14 protein-coding genes are annotated in these 16527 nt (G+C 63.4%); 6 read left to right on the top strand and 8 right to left on the bottom strand.

Going from position 1 to position 16527, the window contains the following annotated elements; translation table 11 throughout:
• The first annotated feature begins 69 nt into the window (after positions 1–69).
• Complete coding sequence (locus VLT15_08705; GenBank protein ID HSR45295.1) at positions 70–2811, top strand: PAS domain S-box protein; 2742 nt, start codon at positions 70–72, stop codon at positions 2809–2811.
• Here VLT15_08705 and VLT15_08700 read toward each other — a convergent pair.
• Positions 2808–4019 (bottom strand): GNAT family N-acetyltransferase, encoded by a 1212-nt coding sequence (locus VLT15_08700; protein ID HSR45294.1) that lies wholly within the window; start codon positions 4017–4019, stop codon positions 2808–2810. The two genes, VLT15_08705 and VLT15_08700, sit on opposite strands and share 4 nt — an antisense overlap.
• Positions 4020–4160: 141 nt before the next feature.
• Positions 4161–5249 carry an Mrp/NBP35 family ATP-binding protein gene (locus VLT15_08695; protein HSR45293.1) on the bottom strand — a complete coding sequence of 363 codons (1089 nt, stop codon included), beginning with the start codon at positions 5247–5249 and terminating at the stop codon, positions 4161–4163.
• A 46-nt stretch (positions 5250–5295) separates the two neighbouring features.
• Between VLT15_08695 and VLT15_08690 the strand changes: the two genes are divergently transcribed.
• Both VLT15_08690 and acnA read left to right on the top strand, forming a co-directional pair.
• Positions 5296–6024: a helix-turn-helix domain-containing protein gene (locus VLT15_08690; protein HSR45292.1), complete on the top strand. Its 729-nt coding sequence runs from the start codon at positions 5296–5298 to the stop codon at positions 6022–6024.
• Positions 6025–6135: 111 nt separating this feature from the next.
• The gene (acnA, locus tag VLT15_08685) at positions 6136–8802 is read left to right on the top strand and encodes an aconitate hydratase AcnA (GenBank protein HSR45291.1); all 2667 of its coding nucleotides are present in this window, start codon (positions 6136–6138) and stop codon (positions 8800–8802) included.
• Positions 8803–8839: 37 nt separating this feature from the next.
• Here acnA and VLT15_08680 read toward each other — a convergent pair whose 3' ends face one another.
• Positions 8840–9811 (bottom strand): DUF559 domain-containing protein, encoded by a 972-nt coding sequence (locus tag VLT15_08680; protein ID HSR45290.1) that lies wholly within the window; start codon positions 9809–9811, stop codon positions 8840–8842.
• Between the two features lie 127 nt (positions 9812–9938).
• Between VLT15_08680 and orn the strand changes: the two genes are divergently transcribed.
• Positions 9939–10490, top strand: coding sequence for an oligoribonuclease (gene orn, locus VLT15_08675; protein ID HSR45289.1), 552 nt, complete (start codon positions 9939–9941; stop codon positions 10488–10490).
• A 45-nt stretch (positions 10491–10535) separates the two neighbouring features.
• Positions 10536–11162 carry a TlpA disulfide reductase family protein gene (locus VLT15_08670; protein ID HSR45288.1) on the top strand — a complete coding sequence of 209 codons (627 nt, stop codon included), beginning with the start codon at positions 10536–10538 and terminating at the stop codon, positions 11160–11162.
• A 38-nt stretch (positions 11163–11200) separates the two neighbouring features.
• On the opposite strand, the gene VLT15_08665 is transcribed toward VLT15_08670, so the two are convergent.
• The 3 genes from VLT15_08665 to VLT15_08655 form a co-directional block, all read right to left on the bottom strand.
• Positions 11201–11359 carry a hypothetical protein gene (locus VLT15_08665; protein ID HSR45287.1) on the bottom strand — a complete coding sequence of 53 codons (159 nt, stop codon included), beginning with the start codon at positions 11357–11359 and terminating at the stop codon, positions 11201–11203.
• A complete protein-coding gene (locus VLT15_08660; GenBank protein HSR45286.1) occupies positions 11359–12111 on the bottom strand; it encodes a sortase in 753 nt (250 codons plus the stop codon). The genes VLT15_08665 and VLT15_08660 overlap by 1 nt, the downstream gene beginning before the upstream one ends.
• Before the next feature lie 80 nt (positions 12112–12191).
• Complete coding sequence (locus VLT15_08655; GenBank protein HSR45285.1) at positions 12192–12959, bottom strand: enoyl-CoA hydratase-related protein; 768 nt, start codon at positions 12957–12959, stop codon at positions 12192–12194.
• A gap of 82 nt (positions 12960–13041) precedes the next feature.
• Here VLT15_08655 and VLT15_08650 point away from each other — a divergent pair, with 82 nt between their 5' ends.
• Complete coding sequence (locus VLT15_08650; protein HSR45284.1) at positions 13042–13632, top strand: DUF5317 domain-containing protein; 591 nt, start codon at positions 13042–13044, stop codon at positions 13630–13632.
• A gap of 3 nt (positions 13633–13635) precedes the next feature.
• Here VLT15_08650 and VLT15_08645 read toward each other — a convergent pair whose 3' ends face one another.
• Together VLT15_08645 and VLT15_08640 are read right to left on the bottom strand one after the other, a co-directional pair.
• Positions 13636–14871, bottom strand: a complete 1236-nt coding sequence (locus VLT15_08645) for an HD domain-containing phosphohydrolase (GenBank protein HSR45283.1) — start codon at positions 14869–14871, stop codon at positions 13636–13638.
• On the bottom strand, positions 14858–16201 hold the full coding sequence (locus tag VLT15_08640) for an HD-GYP domain-containing protein (GenBank protein ID HSR45282.1): 1344 nt from the start codon (positions 16199–16201) through the stop codon (positions 14858–14860). Before VLT15_08640 ends, VLT15_08645 begins: the two co-directional genes overlap by 14 nt.
• Positions 16202–16527: the final 326 nt, after the last annotated feature.

The following is a 16527-nucleotide window of genomic DNA, read 5'->3' as shown; positions in this document are numbered from 1 at the left end:
TCCGGGCAGATCACTCGGGGCGGCTCAGAGATTGGTCAAGACTGTCGGCCCGGCTGCCGATTCTGACCTGTGACGCGCAGGCGGACATCTACAGGAATTCCACCAGACTTCGAGCGCCTCGTATCCGGCCTGTTCCGGATACGCAGGCTCGGCTATGGGGCGGGTTTCGCCTTTGCGGCTTTCGCAGCCGCCGGATTGCGCAGCCCCGACTGGGCATTCGCGGCCCTACTCGCACTGGCCGGCGTCTTCGCCGGCACCGGCGTTCACCGCCTTCACCACCGTCTGATGGCCGCCCTGGTGATCGATCACCTCATAGCGCTCGGTTTGTGGTGGATGATCGGCCCGGAGACGGTGATCGAAGTGATCCCGGTTGTGGTCGTATCGATCTCGGCTTTCGTTCTTCCCTTCCGGATGGTCGTGTTCACGGTCGTCGCGGGCGAACTCGCCATCGCGGCCAGAATCCCTCTGCATGTCGTCGGGATGGACCCGGCTCTTCCGATGTACTGGGCGGGCGACGACATGTCCAGGGCCGACGTCGTCTCTTCCACGGTGGTGCTGATGGCACTGGCCGTCGCCGCCGCCTTGCTGTTCCGCAACGTCGGCCGCATGCTCGAGAGGTCGAGGGCGGCCCTCGAAGCATCTGCGCTGCGATACCGCTCACTGGTCGAGGCGTCACCGGATGGGATCCTCATTCATCAAAGCGGAGCACTCAAGTATCTCAACGAGGCAGCCGCCGACATGTTTGGCTACCGGGACGCGAAGGCGGCGATCAACACTCCCTACCTGGATCACGTCTCCGCAGCCGATCGTCCCGCTGAGAAGGACAGGATGCATCAGGTCGCATCCGGCCGAACCACCGAACTCGCCCAGATTCGGATCCGGCGCACCGACGGCTCGGAGACGGTTGCCGAGACCGTTTGCATCCCCACCTCACTCGAAGGTCAACCTGCCGTCCAGGTAGTCATCCGGGATGCAACGGCAAGACACGCCCTGCGGGATACCGAGCAGTTGCTCGACACTGCTTTTGAGAACTCCGTGACCGGGATTGCCATCTTCGATATCGACGGCAGATATCTGAGAGTCAACCGCGCGCTCTGCGACCTGGTCGGCCGCCCGCCCGAGGATCTGCTGACGATGAGATGGCAGGACATCACCCACCCGGATGCCATCGAAGACACAGAGGAGCGGATGGCTGCCGCGCTCGGCGGGCCGGGAGAGGATTCGTTCAGTCTCACCACCCGCTATCTGAATGCCGACGGTTCGGAGGTCGTCGTGCTGGCCACCGTCACACTGATCCGGGAGGAATCAGGTGTTGCATCGAGATGCATTACTCAGATCGTCGACATCACCGACTCGACAGCCGCACAGGAACTACTTCGATCCAGTGAGATGCGCTACCGGCAGCTCTTCGAACGAATCCCGGTGGCGATGTACAGGAGTTCGCCCGAAGGAGAGATACTCGCGGCGAACCCTGCCCTGAAAGACTTGATGGGTTACAGCGACGAGGAGGATCTGCTCGCACTGGCCGCCTATGACGTCTATGTGAATCCGGCTGCCCGATCACGGTGGATCGAAGAGATCAACCGCAGCGGCACGGTGATCGCGTTCGAGGAGCAACTACGCAGGAAGGACGGCACGGTCTTCTGGAGCCAGGACAGTGCCAGAACCGTGAGAAACACCGACGGCGCTGCTCTCTACTACGAGGGCGCCATCACCGACGTCACTGCTCAGAAGCTCGCCGAGCAGGCGCAAGACCGGTTGACGCGCATCATCGAGGCGACTCCCGACATCGTGGTCGTGCTCGACCCGAGCGGCTGGATCACCTACGCCAACGCGGCTGCCCGCAGCTACTTCTCGATCGATCAGGAACAGCAGCCTCCCTACCTCCATGTTTCACAGGCACTCGACCGCGAGACCATGCACCTCCTGATCGAAGAGGTCATCCCGACCCTCCAGGAGGGACATGCATGGACCGGAGAGCTCGATCTCCAAGCGCCGGATGGTTCGACCATGCCGGTTTCGGCGGTGGGACTCACCCATAACGACTCCACCGGCAAGGTTGCCAGGTTCTCGGCCGTTCTGCGCGACGTGTCGGAGCAAGTTGAGACTAAGAGACAACTGCAAGACCTCGTGCGCACCAAAGACGAGTTCGTGGCCTCGGTCAGCCACGAGTTGAGAACTCCGCTCACCGCCGTTGTCGGTCTGGCGCAGGAGCTGCGGGACCACTGGCACACTTTCGAGGAAACGGAACTTCAAGAACTGATCAAGCTCGTCGCAGACCAGGGAACCGAAGTCTCGGCAATCGTGCAGGATCTCCTCGTTGCCGCCCGTGCCGACATCGGATCGATCACGATCAACCCGGGCCGATTCCGGATCTCAGATGAGGTGGAGTCCGCGATCCGGACGATTCCATCAGGACACATCGAGCGCCTGGACCTGGACGTCGGCTCGGTTGAAGCCTGGGCGGACGCGGGGCGGTTCCGCCAGATAATTCGCAACCTCGTGAGCAACGCCCTGCGCTACGGCGGCCCCAGTGTGCGCGTCCATGCTCACAACGGGGGCGGGAGCGCGGTGATCGAGGTCACAGACGACGGCCCCGGCATCGCGGAGAGAGACTGGACGCGCATCTTCGACCCTTACTTCCGGGCACACGACGACCCGGCCCAGCCGGCATCGGTGGGGCTTGGACTGACCGTCTCCCGACAGCTTGCCGAACTCATGAACGGGCAGCTGGAATACGCCTATAGCGACGGACTGAGCAGATTCACGTTGAGACTTCCGATCGACGCCGAGACCCCGGTTCGCGGCTAGAAGTAGTGCGGGCACCACGGTTGGACGTGCCAGGAGAACATCGTGTCGGCCAGCTGCGCGGCCTCTCTCGAACCGCCAACACGCCCGGCCGCCCGGAGCAAGGCGAAACTGCCACCTCCGAGGTAACAGGCACCGAGGACCGCCGGATCCACGACGAGATCCGGTTCGTCGGTGGTCCGCCGGCATTCGGCACCGTCCGGACCGCCTTCGAGTAGGAAACGGCCACCGCTATCGGGAAGGAACGGGTCGGTCACCTCGATCACCAGCCGCCCCTCGACCCTGTATCTTCGCCCCGCCAGTGCCGCCGGAACGTCCACCAGTCGGGCCCACAGGCCATCGGTCCGGCGGCGGACCAGCCTTCTGGGATCGGCCAGCAGCAAATCGAGCAGCTCTTCGGTAGGACGATTCTGAGCGCGAATCTCGTCGACGAGGTCGGTCGAGAAGATGAAGCGCCAAAGCGCCGCCTCCGCCTGCGGCGTCAATGCGATCAGTTCGGCCGCCAGGATCTCGTTCTTCGGCAGACTCTGCTCCCACGTGTCCTTGGCCCGATAGCGAAGGTATCCGAGTGCAGTCCCGTCCTCCTCGTAGAGCGCGAAGCGATTGGACGTGAATCCTCCGCGCCAGGATTCCAGATCCGACATCGTGTGATCCCAGATCTCTTTCCCGCGAGACAGGAACCCGGGGGTGGCCGGCGCCGCGCCCGCGTAGACCTCGGGCAGCACCTTTCTCGCTCGGTCGGGGTCGATGAGAGAGACCGCTTCTATGCCCCGGTCCTCGACCCTGAAAGCGGCATCGCGCCGGCCGATCCTCCAACTCGAATCGTATGTGGCCACTCCGTAGCCGAAGCGGCCGTAGATCACGCTCTCCGAGGCACGCAGCAGAGCCACAGGCTCCTCTCGTTCCTGCACATCTTCGAGGTGGTAGCGCATCATGGAGGTGAGTACACCCTTCCGCCGGTGTGTGGGGAGCACGGCGACGGCCGTCAGGCCCGCCGCCGGAACCACACCACCGGGAACCGTCAGCCGGAAGCTGAACGACCCTCCGGTGCCGACGAACTTCCCGCCGTCGACCGCCACGATGCTCCTGTCGAGCTCGTGAACCTTGGCTTCCTGCGCCAGCTCGTCGTCCTTGCCGTCGAAATTGAAGGTGCGTTCCCACACGGAGGCGTAGGCACGGAACTCGTCTGGCGTGATGGCGCGGATGTCCATGCGCCGAGGCTAACGCGCGACCGCAGAGCAAACGGTCGTAATACGAAGGCAGGGTTCCCGGAGGCTCCAGGTTCTGTCCGCTTTCCGGCGTTCAGCGCTGATTGCCAGAAACCAACCGGGGTACCGGCGGCCTGCCACTCACTACTGCCGAATGACCAGCTCCGGGTGAGTCCGGACTCGCGGCTTGCGATCAACGATCGCTCTCGCCAGTTGCTCGAAAGCGACGTCGGCTTCTCCACCCGGATCGGCCAACGCCACCGGTCGGCCGTGGTCGGCTCCCTCTCGCATCGCAGGCACCAGCGGGATCTGACCGAGCAAGACCGAGCCGATCTCCTCCGCCAGCGTCGCTCCCCCTCCCTCGCCGAACAGGTTGTAACGCTTGCCGTCATCTCCGGTGAACCACGACATGTTCTCGACCACGCCCACAACCTCCTGATTGACCTTCTCGGCCATGAGCGCAGCGCGTTTCGCGACCCGCTGCGCGGCGGGCTGCGGCGTGGTCACAACGAGCGCCTGGGCCCGCGGCAGGAACTGTGAGAGGGAGATAGCGATGTCGCCCGTCCCCGGCGGCATGTCGATGAGCAGGAAGTCGGGATCGTCCCAGAAGACGTCCACCAGGAACTGTTCCATCGCTTTGTGAAGCATGGGCCCACGCCAGATCACGGCCTGATCGTCGGCAACGAAGTAGTCCATGGACATGACCTTCACTCCGTACATCTCCGGGGCGATCATCGACTCGTCGATCACGATCGGCGCGTAATCGGCGCCCATCATCTTCGGCACGGAGAATCCCCAGACATCGGCATCTATGACCCCGACCGAATGGCCGATCCTGTTCAGGGCAACGGCCAGGTTGCTGGTCACAGAAGACTTCCCGACACCACCCTTGCCTGACGACACACCGATGATGCGGGTCTTGGATCCCGGCCCACCAACCATCTCCCGGTTGGGCCGCAGCTGCTGCATGAGGCTCGCCCGCTCGTCGTCGGTCATGAGAGTGAAATCCACCGAAACCGACTTGGACCCTGCTTCCCCGGCCGCCGCTGTGATCAGCCCGACGAGCTGATCCTGGAACGGGTAGTTGGGCACCGGAAGTGCAACCTCTATCCGGGCTTTCCCGAGGCGGCCCGATACGGCGGCGCGCAACATCCCCAGGGACTCGAGCGATCGGTGCAGCAGCGGATCCTCGACGGCTCCGACGACGGTATCGAGGGCATCTTGTTCGGCCATATGATTTACCTAACGACGTAGTGTTTAGAAGGCCGACGAAACTATAGTGACAAACACCGCCAACGAATCCGGGCAGATGGACGCCAAAGCACTCTCACAATCGATCAGTGATCTGACTTCAGCCCTGGGCGATCCGACACGGCGCGGAATCTACATCACCGTGCGCGAATCACCGGAACCCGCCACCGCCACTCAGATCGCCGAGTTGTTCTCGATCCACCCGAACGTTGCACGGCACCACCTCGACCACCTGGCCGAGGATGGCTACCTCGAAGTGACGCGCCGCCGGCCCGAAGGAAAGAGCGGCCCCGGCGCCGGCCGACCCGCCAAGTGCTACACGGCGACGACCAAGGAAATCGACCTCCACTTCCCGGCCCGGCGCTACGACCTGCTCTCCGAACTGCTGGTCCGGGTCATCGAGAGGATCAACCCGGGCAACCTCGCAGAACTGGCCGCAGATGTCGGCCGGGAGTACGGCAAGGAGATCGCCGCCGAGATCGGCGCACCGGAGGAGTCCGGGTTCGACATGGCGGTGAGCGCAGTCGCCCTGGCGATGACCGGCATGGGATTCTCAACCGATCCGGATGCCGACAGTCGGCGACTGCTGACCAGCCATTGCCCCTTCGCAGACACGGCCGTCAAACATCCGGAAGTCGTGTGCTCGCTGGATCGAGGCATCGTGTCGGGCTTGATGGAGACACTGTCCGCCGACTGGCGACCGGTCCAGGTTGTTTCAAACCCCGGCGCCGCAGAAGACTGCGTAGCCGAGGTGTGAATCCCCGCCTGCGGGTCGCCTTTGCGACGGCAGGCATCTTCTCCGCCCAGACCGGTCGGGAGTCCGGCCCCTTCTCGTACAATGGCGGTCATTACAAAGAACGAGGTGACCATGCCAGATCCGTTCAACTCGCGCTCGACCATCTCGACTCCGCTCGGCGAACGCGCCATACACCGCCTCGACGCGCTGAAGTCGTTCGGCGACGTCGATGCGCTGCCCTATTCGATCAAGGTCCTGCTCGAAGCGGCGCTTCGCAACTTCGACGGCCACGCGGTGACCGACGAAGACATCAGAGCGATCGCCGCCTACGACGCAACCAAGGTCGGTGAAACTGAGATCGCCTTCTCCCCCGGCCGCGTAGTGCTCCAGGACTTCACCGGCGTCCCCGCGGTCGTCGATCTTGCGGCAATGCGATCGGCCGTGGTCAGGATGACCGGCGACGAATCGGCCGCCCAGAAGGTCAATCCGCTGGTCCCGTGCGACCTGGTGATCGACCATTCGGTGCAGGTCGACGCCTTCAACTCGGGCATGGCCCTGCAGATCAACGCCGAGAAGGAGTTCGAACGCAACCGTGAGCGTTACGAGTTCCTCAAGTGGGGCCAGTCCGCCTTCGACAACTTCCGGGTGGTACCCCCGGCAACCGGCATCGTTCATCAGGTCAATCTCGAGTTCCTGGCCAAGGTTGTGTGGGACAACGGCACCGACCTCTATCCCGACAGCCTGGTCGGCACCGATAGCCACACGACGATGATCAACGGATTGGGAGTGGTCGGCTGGGGGGTCGGCGGCATCGAGGCAGAGGCGGTGATGGTCGGACAGCCGATCTACATGCTCCTCCCCGAGGTGGTCGGGTTCAAGCTGACCGGCAAGCTGGCAGAGGGAGCAACGGCCACTGATCTGGTCCTCAAGGTGACACAGATGCTGCGGGCCCACGGAGTGGTCGGCAAGTTCGTCGAGTTCTTCGGACCGGGTCTGGCCGAAATGCCCGTCGCCAATCGAGCGACGATCGCCAACATGGCTCCCGAGTACGGAGCGACGATGGGTTTCTTCCCGGTGGACGAGCAAACCACCCGCTACCTGCGGCTGACCGGCCGCGACGAGGAACTGGTCGCCACGGTCGAGCAGTACTACCGCGAGCAGGGTTTGTGGAGAGAGGATGACCGGGAGATCGTCTACTCGTCGACCCTGGAACTCGACATGGGGACGATTCAGCCGGCTCTGGCTGGGCCGAAGCGCCCGCAAGACCGTATCGAGTTGTCCGATATGAAATCTCAGTGGCACACGGATCTGGATGTCACTTTCGGCAAGGCAGGCGATCGGACGGCGGCGGAGGTCGAGTCCGAAGGTCGGTCCTTCGAGATGCACCACGGCGACATCGTGGTTGCCGCGATCACCTCTTGCACCAACACGTCGAATCCGGATGTCATGGTCGGAGCCGGACTGGTCGCACGCAAAGCCAGGGAGAAGGGACTGACCCGCAAACCGTGGGTGAAGACATCACTCGCCCCCGGATCGACCGTAGTCACCGAGTACTTGACCCGGTCGGGCTTGCTCGAGGATCTCGAGGCAGCCGGGTTCTACACGGTCGGATACGGTTGCACCACCTGCATCGGAAACTCGGGCCCACTGCCTGAAGAGGTCTCGGCGGGCATCAAGGAAGCGGATCTGGTCGCAGCCTCTGTGCTGTCGGGCAACCGGAACTTCGAGGGCCGGATCAACCCGGACGTGCGCGCCAACTATCTGGCCTCACCCCCGCTGGTGGTTGCATACGCGCTGGCCGGTACCGTGGCGATCGACCTGACCACGGAGCCGATCGGTCGGGACCGGGACGGCCGCGACGTGTTCCTGCGCGACATCTGGCCGACGCAGGCCGAAGTCGATGCGATCGTCGGCGCCAACGTCACCCAGGAGCAGTTCAGGACCCAATATGCAGACGTGTTCGAGGGTCCGGACGCCTGGCAGGCGATCAAAACGTCGGGCGGTGCCTTGTACTCCTGGGATGCCGGGTCGACGTATGTGCAGGAACCACCGTTCTTCGAGGGGCTCACTACCCGGGCGGGAACCATCGTCCCGATCACGGGAGCACGGGTGCTGGCCAAGCTCGGCGACTCGGTCACGACCGATCACATCAGTCCCGCCGGGTCGATCGCCCCGGACTCGCCCGCCGGCCGGTACCTCACGGCCAACGGAGTCGACAAGGCGATGTTCAACTCGTACGGCTCACGGCGCGGCAACGACAGGGTGATGACACGCGGAACATTCGCCAATATCCGGGTGCGCAACCAACTAGCGCCCGGAACGGAGGGCGGGTGGACGACGGACTTCACCGACGGCCGGGTCAAGAGCATCTACGAGGCAAGCCTCAGCTACAAGGAAGCCGGTATCCCGCTGATCGTGCTCGGCGGCGTCGACTACGGAATGGGATCGTCGCGCGACTGGGCGGCGAAGGGGACGTTCCTCCTCGGCGCCAAAGCGGTGATTGCCAAGTCGTTCGAACGGATTCACCGATCGAACCTGATCGGGATGGGCGTGTTGCCGCTCGAGTTCGAAGAGGGAACCGACGCGGACTCGCTGGGCCTCGACGGAACCGAGACATTCGATGTTGTGGTCGACGACTCACTCCAGCCCCGTCAAGACGTTGCGGTGAGGGCCAGGAGAACAGACGGCACGGTTATCGAATTCACGACCAAGTGCCGCATCGACACCCCGGTGGAGGTGGACTACTACCGGAACGGTGGAATCCTCCACACGGTCCTGAAGAAGATGGCCACCAGCTGACAGAACAAAGATCCGCTTTTCGCGCGACATTCGGTACCTATAGGGTTGGAATGTCGCGCGAAAACGAAGGGACTCCGGCGCGGTCGGGCCTTCTGAGCTCGGAGAGGAACCTCCAAACCTTCGAGGCGACGTCGTCAGGCCGTTCCCAGATCTCCTGGTCCCAGATGGTGAGAACGCGGAAACCTGCCTCCTCCAGCCGGTTGAATCGCGCCCTGTCCGCCCGCGAATCGAGCTTCGAGCTGTGGTACCGGCGGCTGAGTATCTCGACTACTCCGTGTTCCGCCTCGTATAGATAGTCGACGCGGCCTATCAAGAACTCGTTGCCGACCGAGACTTGACGCCGCGGTAGTGGAACACCATTTGCCTTCAGAATCCACTCGAAGCGCGACTCGTTCCCGCTCTCAGGAGGCACATAGTCCGGGCCCCTCTCCTGGAGAACCGCCCGCATAGTCCGAATCCCGTTGCGACCGCGGGCCGCGATGCGGCCGAGTAGATCGTGGAGCGCCCGGGCGTCGAAGAGCCCCATCGCGAAACCTGAATCGACTGCCCGTTCCACCCGCGCGGGATGCTCCTGTGCGGCCAGCTGAAACATGGTCAAAGCCGGCGAGGATGTCGGGATTCCCTGCACCACCATGATTTGGTCGAGCGGTAGGTCCTTGTGGAAGTGAACGGCCGCCAATCCGGTCCGAGTCCGGATTCCTTGACGAGGAACGGTGACTTGAACCGGTCTATCAACGGAGAATCCCGGCAAACCCCACCAAGCTGCGGCTGATCTGTGGGAGAGAACGGCACCGGGCGGCGCGTCCAACACTCCCGCTGCCAGCCGCGCGCCGTCAGAGTCGGCAGTGCCGGCCAGCCGAAGCACCGCGGGAGACAATTCCTCGAAGTCCCCCCGTCGGATCCTGTGAATCAACTCCTTAGTTGTCACCCCGAGCGAGTGTGCCTGTCGCCTGCCAACGATTCCGTATTGAGCAGCAGCGAGCTTGCGAAGTTCCCGGTTGACGTTCATGGCCACAAAGTGCCGGAATCGGCCCCCCTTGTACAGGGGGTTGTCGCTCCCACCCGTTTTCGCGCGACATTCGGTACCCATCGGGTCGGAATGTCGCGCGAAAACGGATAAGAAGTAGTGTCCGGGGATGGACCAACCGCTTGTTTGGATTGATCTCGAGATGACCGGACTCGACCCGGACAATGACGTCATCCTCGAAATCGCTTGCATCGTCACCGACGGGTCGCTCGAGGAGATCCACGAGGGACCCGACCTCGTGCTCCATGCCACCGCCGACCAACTCGAGGGGATGATGGAGATCGTCGCGGAGATGCACACCAAGTCCGGACTGACGGCAGACGTGCCCGACTCTACGATCACCGCCGCTCGAGCCGAGCGCCTCGTCATCGAGTTCATTGCCGAACACGTTCCCGAGCCATTCACCGCACCGCTGGCGGGCAACAGCGTTCATGCCGACCGGGCCTTCCTCCGCAAATACATGCCGGCCCTCAACGATTACCTGCACTACCGGATCGTCGATGTGTCGACCATCAAGGAGCTCGCACGACGCTGGTACCCCGAAGCGGTCGAGAATGCGCCGAAGAAGCAGGGCGAACACCGGGCACTCGACGACATCCGCGAGTCGATTGAAGAACTGCGCTATTACCGCCAGACGGTGTTCCGGCCGGACGCGAGCTAGCGCGGCGGATTTCGTACGACCGGCCGGCGGCTACGCTGCCTCACTATGACTACAGAACCCGGCCCGCTTCCGCGGCGCGGCGGCCTCCTCAGCACGGTCTTTCTCGTCGCCGTCGGAGTTGCGGTCATAGTTGCAGCAATCCTCAGCACTCGGGACGGTGAACCCGACCCCGGAGCCGCAGCCGGAGCCGTCCAGAATGCCATCGAGGAAAGCTCCTCCGAAGATGTGTTCCATCCACCCGGGGGACCTCTGGCAGGAACGCCGGCGGCCGACTTCGACCTGGAACTCCTATCCGGCGAAACGTTCGACCTGAGCGATCACTTCGCCAACGACGGCCGCCCGATCGTCCTCAACTTCTGGGCGTCGTGGTGCGGTCCCTGCCGTGCCGAAATGCCCGACTTCGATACCCTCGCCTCGGAACGCGACGACGTCCTCTTGCTCGGTATCGCCGTCGAAGACGACCCCGCCGCGGCCGCCGCCTTCGGGGCGGAGATCGGCGTCGGTTACCCGCTGGGCATCGACAAAACGGGCGTGATCGCCAGCCAGTTCCCATACCTGGGTCTACCGACCACCTGGTTCATCGACGCAGACGGCATCATCGTTCGCCAATGGACGGGGATGATGACCTACGAGGATCTGATCACCAGGATCGACGCGGACTTCTCCTCGTAGCAGGGCGATTCCGTGCAAACCCGCCGACCCGGCGGGTGCTATTGCGGCGAGTTCCCGATCACGCCGCCGCTGTCGAGAAGGTCCCCGGCCCACTCGAACAGGAAACCGAGAGCGATCAACGCCGCGAGCAGGATGACGATCATCGCCGCCACCTTGGCGGAGGGGGGTCCCGGCAAGAACCTGTAGAAGCGCCGCATCAGGACATCGGCTCCATGAACTCCTCCACGACGGACCGAGCGTAGGGGAGGTTCGGGCCGTCCACCAGCTCAGCCTGAATGACCAACCGTTCACGTGCCGAGAAACGCGGGTTGCAGGTCGTCAGGGTGAGCCACGCTCCGCGCTTTGGATTCGTCACCCAGACATCGGTCGGCAGAACGATCAACGTCTCTCGAACCGCAAACACGTGCTCGCCCAGCGCCGTCTCCACGATGATCTGGTCGCCGGCTTCGAGAAGGTCGAGATCGAAGAACGGCGCTCCGTACGTCGTACGATGGCCGCTGATGACGGCGTTACCCGGCTGGCCGGGCAGCGGCGTCCACGGCATGTGTCCGGGCCCCGCTTTGAGGGTGTCTCGATCGACACCCTCCATCATCACGTGCTCGAGATCGATCTTTGGAATGCTGATGATCCCGAAGGCTTCGCCCTCGCCGGGCACCGGTTCCTCATACAGCACCACCGCGGCGGGCTCGTCCTCAACCGTTCCCGTCACCGCCCCGGTAGTCGTCGTCGTCGTCGTGGTGCTCTCGTCGACCACGGTTGTGGATGGAAGGTCCCCCTGCGCCTCGAGTTGCCCACGGACCTCGGCGAACCGGTCGGCAACCTCGACCGCCGCAGCGTCCTGGGCGCGGCTGGTGATCAGGTTGGTGCCGACCAACTGATAGGCGAGGAAGGCCAGGATGATCCCCCCGGCCCAGATCATCGTCCATCCCACGATTCGTATTGTTTTCATTGGTCCCCAAAGAGCCGATGCGGTTAAAACTCTACAGCCAAGGTCGAACTACTCAAGCCTCATCGCGGTCATGTCACCACTCAGCGTCCCCGCCACTCCGGTCTACGCTTCTCCAGGAATGCCGCCACTCCCTCCGCCGCATCCTCGGTCAGCGCCACCTCGGTGAGCCCGACCTGGAGATGGTCGAGCGCAGCATCGAATGCCATGTCCTCGACTGCGTAGAAGGCATCGCGCCCGAGTTCCAGGATCAACGGGCTCTTGGAGGCGAGGTCGGAAACCGTTTCATCGACGGCTTCATCCAGAGCCTCGGCGGCGACTACTCGCGAAACGACGCCGAGCCGCTGGGCTTCCCCCGCGGAGATGAGGCGGCCGGTCATCATCAGTTCGAGGGCCGCTTTGTGGGGCATCGCCCGCTGCAGGACCGCGCCGATCATCATCGGCCACAGGCCCACGTTTATCTCGGGCATCCCGAACTTGGCGCGATCGACCGCGATCACGATGTCGCATGCCGCGGCCAGTCCGAACCCGCCGGCCAGGGCATGCCCGTTCACCCGCGCCACGGTTGGCTTCCCCCCGGTTCTCATCGTCCGAAAGATGTCGGCCAGCACTCCGCGAGCTCGATGGAGGGCCACGGGCTCATCTACGAACCCACCCGAGAGGTCTCCGCCTGCGGAGAAAGCCCGATCGCCTGCGCCGGTGATCACGATCACCTTGACATCCGGTGCGGCGATCGCCTCTCGCAACCTTTCAAGTATCGCCTGCATCACCTCGATCGACATCGGGTTTCTGCGATCGGGATCATCGAGAGTGATCGTGGCTCTGGGAACTGCAACGTCGTATGTGAGCATTGTGTCCTTCCAACCCGGCCAAACTAGCCGGTGGGCCGTCTGATAGTGCGTTCTAGGGCGGCAACGGTGGTACGGTTCGGTCATGGTCTGGTTGGCGCTCGTGCTCTTTTTAGCCGCCTCCATCGCTGTCGTCCGCGGGGGCAGATTGCGCAACCTGTCGGACGTTCGGCTGAGAATGTGGTGGCTGCTCATATTGGGCTTCGGGATGCAAACGGCTACCAGTTTCTTCCCACAGGAATCCGACTGGGCGAGACCCACCGGAATCACCCTGATACTCCTCTCCTACGTGCCCTTGCTCGTGATGGTTATCGTCAACCGCGACAGGCCGGGGATGTGGCTGGCCGGTCTGGGCATCCTGATGAACTTCTCGGTCATTGCTGCCAACGGCGGAATGCCGGTCCTCGAAGGGGCGGCGATAGTCGCCGGCGGATTCCCCGAATCGGTGGACATCACAGGCAACTACAAGCACCTGGTTCTCGACGAGAGCACCCGTCTCGCCTTCCTTGCCGATGTGATTCCCCTGCGGTTGATCGGCCAGGGGCAGGTGATCTCGCTCGGCGACGTCCTGCTCGCCGTAGGCCTTGGACGGTTCCTCGAGCACGAACTGCGGCGCCCGGTTCGATGGTTCAAGCACGGCGCCCAGGCCGAAGCGGGTTCGGCCCGCCGCACCTAGAAGCTACCTTCCGGCGTCGACGATCTCCCGGAGAGCTTCCACGACGTCGGGGTCGTAATCGTAAGCGGCACCGCGATGCAGAACCTCGAGCGCCTCGAGCTGGGAGAAGCCGAGTTCGGTCGTTGCGTGGTCGTAGGCGCTGGTTGCTTTGATGACCTTGGAAGCCATCGGCAGTTCGAGGTCCTTGTACTCGCCCGGGCGCCGGTAGGGATGATGCTGCTGCCGGACGAGGTGGGCGATTCGTTCGAGGTATGCCGATTCACCGATGATTTCCGATCCCCACCTGGCAATGTCCTCTTCGGTAAACCCCATCTTGATGACGTTCGGCTCGTTCAAAGTGACTCTGCCTATGTCGTGCATCATCGCCGCGAAGCGAATGTCTTCGACTTCATCGGGTGAAAGCCCCAGGCGCTGGCCGACCTGCACAGCCATTTCCGACGTTCGGTCGCCGTGACCGTCCGGCGAGAGACCCGCCACCTCGGGAATACGCGACAACGCCCGAATGGTCTGCCAGTAGGTGGCACGAGAGTCCTGGTAGCGGTGAAAGGCCAGGTGAGCGAAGGCATAGGGAACACCCACGACGACGACCGCAGCCCATAGATCAATGTCTCCGTATACGAAGCCGAACAGGGCCCCGGTGGCCAGCAGGCTCAACGCCACCATCCAGTCCTTGACGGCCAGCAACCAGAGGTACCGCCGGCTGATGCGGCGACGGCCGAAAGTGACGAAGGCCCATAGGAATACCTCGAGCGTGAACCACACTGCCGACCCGGCTGCGAATCCGATCAGCCGAGCCGCGTCCGGATCGACCCCGAGCAGATCTTCGGCGAGCGGCGTCACGTAGCGGACGATCACCGCGTAGACGCCTGCACCGACGGCCCGGCGCATGGCAGAGGCCAGCGAAACAACCGCATCCTGGCCGCGGAGGACGGCGGTTACCCAGGCGATCAGTCCCCCGCCGACGAACACGGATGTGGATGCCACCAGATCTACTTCTCCACCCGGAGCGTGAAGGACGAGGGGAACTGCCGCCGCAACCGCGAAGCCGAGCGAGAGGGAGTTGCCACTCGTTGCCGGAACCACTATCTGCGACGCTCCAGCGAGGAGTAACACGGCGACGAGAATCTCGAACAGCCGGTCGGACGCCTCTATCGCCAGCACCAAGAACAGTGCCGCGAAGGCGAGTGCCCACATCACGTTCATGATCGGGGAGCGACGCGCCGGGTCAGACCTGGCCACTTGTTCTCCCTTCCGCCATCCGGCGAGCCTGCTCCTCGTCGACCAGCCCCGGAGATCCATACCGCTCACCGGTGCGGGTGAGGGCCCGCACGAGTGACTCGACTATCGCAGGATCGAACTGTGTGCCGGCATTGCGGCGCAGCTCTTCAAAGGCATACTCCTGACTCAGCGCCATCCGGTATGAACGTGTGCTGGTCATGGCATCGAAGGCGTCGGCGACGGCGAGAATGCGAGCTTCCATGGACGGGCGCTTGCCGAGCTGGTGGCCGCTGCCGCCGTATCCGCTTCCGTCGAATTGAGAATGATGGCCGGAAGCAATCTCCACCATCGGTCGAAGGAACTCCACTTCCGCCAGGATCTCCTCAACCACGTGCGCGTGTGATTGGAGGTTTTCGTACTCCTCCTCCGTCAACCGGCCGCGCTTGCGAATCAGGTCGCGGGGGACGGCGAGCTTGCCGACGTCGTGTATCAGGGCGGCAACCCGCACTCGTTCGAGACGGGAGCCGCGGAATCCGAGGTCTTCGCCGACCAGTTGGGCGAAATATGCGACTCGCTCGGTGTGGCCGCGCGTATACAGGTCCTTGGCCTCGAGCGCCTTGATGAAGCCGCGCAACGTCGCCTCGTGCGCCTCGCGCAGTTCGCCGTAGGAGGCGAAGGTGTAATGGCCGGCGACGAAGACCACGAGGATGAGCGGCAGCACCGAGAATCCGACGGTCGCGTATACGATGCCGAGGAACCCGCCGAGCACCCCCATGACGAAGTAGGCGGGGAGGATCATGGCCATGCCCGACCACGGCCGGATATCGCGTCTTCCGAAAGCGGCCTTGACGATCGACCGCACCTGACCGTAGTTCAGGATCGCGTATGCAACGGCGGCCACCGAAGCTGCGCCGACAACACGGGCGATATTCCCGGCGGCAGACGGGTCGATACCGGTGGGGATCAGCAGGTCGAGAGCGAGGCCGGCGAAACCGGCGCTAATGACCAGTTGCCCGAAATTGACGGCGGGCTGGAACCATCGACGCTCCCGGAAGTCGCGCGGGACCAACGGCCCGACTGCCGCGATGGCCGCCATCCCCAATGCTGCGCTGCTCCCCTCGATGGCAAAGATCGTGCCGCCGGTGAGGGCGACCATGATCGTTGAACTGGCCATCAACTGATCGTTGATCTCGACGGCCCGCCATTCGAGGTAGATGAAGGGCAGGGCGAAAGCAAACCACAGCAGGAAATTGGGGAACGGCTGGGTAACCGCCAGCAGGGTGAGCACCGCGACGCCGGCCGCCACGTAGGCGATGGCAAGTCGTATTCGTACACGCCGCTGGGTGCTCAAGTTCGCCCCTTTATTGAGGAATGCCCGGCAGGGCGATCAACCAACTTTGAATGAAGCAGCACCGGCAACGATCAACGCCGACAGACTGCTCGCAATTGCAATGAAGCGGGCCACTTTGGCCTTCATAAGGAGCTATCACCTTCGGGGATGATTTATCGCGGCCGCTAAAGCCACAACAAAGATCCGCTTCGCTCGGGTAGTTCCAGGTTGATCGCTCTGTCCGGGCACCCTCCTTCCGTCCGGCTCTTGCCGGTTGGACCTCCAAATCTCAGTTGAAGAGGCTCCCGAGTTGCCCAGCCCCGTCGTGGCGAACCGAACCAGCACGC

Source organism: Acidimicrobiia bacterium (assembly GCA_035471805.1).
In the GTDB taxonomy this organism is placed as follows: domain Bacteria; phylum Actinomycetota; class Acidimicrobiia; order Spongiisociales; family JAHEDJ01; genus JAHEDJ01.
This window is presented reverse-complemented; position numbering and strand designations above follow the sequence as displayed.

Bases quoted from the DNA above. Each gene is read 5' to 3' on its own strand.
- VLT15_08660 (HSR45286.1), bottom strand. From the start codon at position 12,111: ATGAAAACAATACGAATCGTGGGATGGACGATGATCTGGGCCGGGGGG.
- VLT15_08650 (HSR45284.1), top strand. From the start codon at position 13,042: ATGGTCTGGTTGGCGCTCGTGCTCTTTTTAGCCGCCTCCATCGCTGTC.
- VLT15_08680 (HSR45290.1), bottom strand. From the start codon at position 9,811: ATGAACGTCAACCGGGAACTTCGCAAGCTCGCTGCTGCTCAATACGGA.
- VLT15_08665 (HSR45287.1), bottom strand. From the start codon at position 11,359: ATGCGGCGCTTCTACAGGTTCTTGCCGGGACCCCCCTCCGCCAAGGTG.
- acnA (HSR45291.1), top strand. From the start codon at position 6,136: ATGCCAGATCCGTTCAACTCGCGCTCGACCATCTCGACTCCGCTCGGC.
- VLT15_08700 (HSR45294.1), bottom strand. From the start codon at position 4,019: ATGGACATCCGCGCCATCACGCCAGACGAGTTCCGTGCCTACGCCTCC.
- VLT15_08695 (HSR45293.1), bottom strand. From the start codon at position 5,249: ATGGCCGAACAAGATGCCCTCGATACCGTCGTCGGAGCCGTCGAGGAT.
- VLT15_08670 (HSR45288.1), top strand. From the start codon at position 10,536: ATGACTACAGAACCCGGCCCGCTTCCGCGGCGCGGCGGCCTCCTCAGC.
- VLT15_08655 (HSR45285.1), bottom strand. From the start codon at position 12,959: ATGCTCACATACGACGTTGCAGTTCCCAGAGCCACGATCACTCTCGAT.
- orn (HSR45289.1), top strand. From the start codon at position 9,939: ATGGACCAACCGCTTGTTTGGATTGATCTCGAGATGACCGGACTCGAC.